This is a genomic window from Ideonella sp. P3_A4 (assembly GCF_056403075.1).
Genome location: NZ_JBFUGE010000651.1, coordinates 1 through 3,199 on the forward strand (window position 1 = coordinate 1; position 3,199 = coordinate 3,199).

2 protein-coding genes are annotated in these 3,199 nt (G+C 61.3%); one reads left to right on the top strand and one right to left on the bottom strand.

Features of this window, described 5'->3' with window-relative positions; translation table 11 throughout:
* Positions 1-1,355: excinuclease ABC subunit UvrA (locus AC1DYI_RS30545; RefSeq protein WP_477207873.1), on the bottom strand; the 1,355-nt coding region annotated here is incomplete at its 3' end.
* A gap of 681 nt (positions 1,356-2,036) precedes the next feature.
* Here AC1DYI_RS30545 and AC1DYI_RS30550 point away from each other — a divergent pair.
* Positions 2,037-3,199, top strand: a 1,163-nt coding sequence (locus AC1DYI_RS30550; protein ID WP_477207874.1) for a PAS domain-containing protein, incomplete at its 3' end; no start/stop codon positions are given.

A 3,199-nucleotide genomic window follows, 5' to 3' on the forward strand; every position in this document is an offset into this window, starting at 1 on the left:
GTATGCAGGCCGGCCGACGGCTCGTCCAGCACGTAGACCACCCCGAACAGGTTGGAGCGGATCTGGGTTGCCAGGCGCAGGCGTTGCAGTTCACCGGGCGACAGCGTGGGCGTGCTGCGATCGAGCGACAGGTAGCCCAACCCGAGGCCCTGCAAGGTGGCAATTCGGTCGACAACGTCGGAAGCGATGCGTTGGGCGACGATGCGCTTTTCCTCCGACAGGTTCGGTGTGCGCCGTACGTCTTTCGCGCCGGTGTGGGGCGATCCGCCTGTCTTTACCCGGCGGGCCGTGTCGTCGCGAGCATCCCGACGGCTGACCTTCGGCGCCATGCCGTCAGCCTCAGGGTCAAACGCACCGTGTGCGGCGGGGCCCAACGCCCGTGCCAGGTCGTCGAGCGTCATCGATGCCAATTCGCTGATGTCCAGGCCGGCAAACGTGACCGACAGCGATGCGGGGTTGAGCCGCTTGCCGTGGCAAGTTGGGCAAGGGCTGGGGATCATGAACTGTGCTACCCGCCGTTTCATCAGCGCGCTGTGCGTGGTGGCATAGGTGTGCAACACATACCTGCGCGCGCCCATGAAGGTGCCCTGATAGCTGGGTTCTGTCTTGTGCCGCAGCGCCTGGCGTGTCTCTGCCGGCGTGAAGCCGGCGTAGACCGGCACTGTGGGCTGCTCATCGGTAAAGAGGATCCAGTCCCTCAACTTGCGTGGCAGGTCCTTCCAGGGCTTGTCGACGTCGTGGCCCATCGAGACCAGGATGTCACGCAGGTTCTGTCCTTGCCAGGCGGTGGGCCAGGCAGCAACCGCGCGCTCGCGGATCGTCAGGGTGTCGTCCGGCACCATCGATTGCTCGGTCACCTCGAACACCCGGCCGAGACCATGGCATCGCGGGCATGCACCCTGGGGGGTGTTGGGCGAAAAGTCCTCTGCATAGAGCATTGGCTGACGCGGCGGGTAGCTGCCAGCGCGCGAGTACAGCATGCGCAGCAGGCTCGACAGCGTCGTCACCGTCCCAACGGACGACCGCGCGTTCGGTGTTCCCCGTTGCTGTTGGAGCGAGACAGCAGGTGGCAGCCCCTCGATCGCATCGACGTCCGGCACGCCGACCTGGTCGATCAAGCGGCGTGCGTACGGGGAGACCGACTCGAAGTAGCGCCGCTGCGCTTCGGCATAGATGGTGCCAAATGCAAGCGACGACTTGCCTGAACCCGAGACGCCGGCGAACACCACGAGACGATCGCGTGGCACGTCCAGGTCGACGTTCTTCAGGTTGTGCTCCCGCGCTCCTCGGACCTGGATGTAGCCAGGGTGGGCCGCCCTCGGTTCACCAACGGCGAATGCGGAAGCTCGCTTCATTCGTCCGGCTTCAGACTATGCCAGCGGACCGAGTGTGGCATTGATGCCTTCGCGGTCAGCCACATCTTCTTCTGGCGAAACGTTGGCGGGAATTTGGACCGGTAAGTTGACTAGAAACAAACTCATGATCTCTCCGGCAGTCGTGTATTGGCACAGCAATGTGCATTCCCGCCGTCACCATTGCAAGCGGATCAGGCACGGATCCGGACAGGTCACATCGCGCTGCGCCAAATCCAGATGCTGGAAGTTTGGACGGTCACAGGGAAGCTCCCTTTGAGACGCGACGCGCTGACGTCTTGGTTCGGCGGACGCTTGGAAGGTGCGATTAGCCTGATCGGTGCGATGGCGCACAGACCGGCTCGATATCGAGCCATTACAACCTGCTGGTCGATGAGCAAGGGAGTTGCCATGAATCCGTTCTGCAAGCCATTGAGTGCCCTCACTCTGAGGACGCTCGTTTTGACCGTGTGGCTATCAAAGATGCCAGACGAAAGGCCACCAGTCTGCCCGATCGCAGGTGGTGCGTTCTAACTACTATCAGCTTGATTCATTTCCCCTCCCCGCTTGCCCACGGCCCGTTTGCGTTCAACGTTGATCGGAAGACAGGCAACCTGTGAGCCTGCCAGGGCGCGAACGCACCAAGTTGCCACCTAGCCTTGCGATTGTTTCCGGGGAAGATCGATGCAAACGATTCAATCCGACGGCGTCACGGACGCGCCGACTGTCCTCCATGGTTCGGTCGAGTCGCAGCGGCAAAAGGCCCTATTGAAGACCGGCGCTTTGCAGGACGCCATCTTCAACAGTGCGTACTTCTCAAGCATCGCCACCGATGAAGCGGGCGTCATCCAGATATTCAACGTCGGGGCCGAGCGCATGCTTGGCTACTCTGCGCTGGATGTGGTCAACCAGATCACGCCCGCCGACATCTCCGACCCGCAGGAACTGGTCGCACGCGCATCGCTTCTGAGCCTCGAGCTCGACACGCAGATCACGCCCGGCTTCGCCGCCCTGGTCTTCAAAGCGTCGCGCGGCATCGAAGATATCTACGAGCTGACCTACGTCCGAAAAGACGGTAGCCGATTTCCTGCGGTCGTCTCTGTGACCGCGCTGCGCGATGCAGACGAGCACATCATTGGCTACCTGTTGATTGGCACCGACAACACGGCACRCAAGCAGGTCGAAGAGGCGCAGGCCATCCTCGACCAGCAACTGCGTGACCAGCAGTTCTACACGCGTTCGCTGATCGAATCGAACACCGACGCGCTGATGATGACTAACCCTCAGGGCATCATCTCCGACGTCAACCAGCAGATGATTGCGCTCACTGGCCGAACCCGTGACGAACTGATTGGCTCGCGCTCAAGGAACTTCTTCACCGATCCGCTGCGCGCCGACGCCGCGATCAAGCGTGTGCTCGCCGATGGCAAGGTCACGAACTACGAGCTGACCGTGCGGGCACAAAGCGGCGAAGAGACGGTGGTGGCGTACAACGCTGCGACCTTCCACGACCGTGACCGAAAGGTGCAGGGTGTTTTCGCTTCGGCACGCGACATGACCGAGCGCAAGCGCTTCGAAAGCACCCTTGAGCAAAAGAACGTTGAGCTTGAACATGCAAGCCGCATGAAGTCGGAGTTCCTGGCCACGWTGTCGCACGAACTGCGCACGCCGTTGAACGCGATCATCGGCTTTTCAGATGCGCTCAACGAGGGCTTGATGGGGCAGATGAGTCCCATCCAGCATGAATACGTACTCGACATCTTTTCGAGTGGTCAGCATTTGCTGTCCCTGATCAACGACATCCTTGATCTGTCGAAGGTCGAGGCCGGCATGATGTCGTTGGAGCT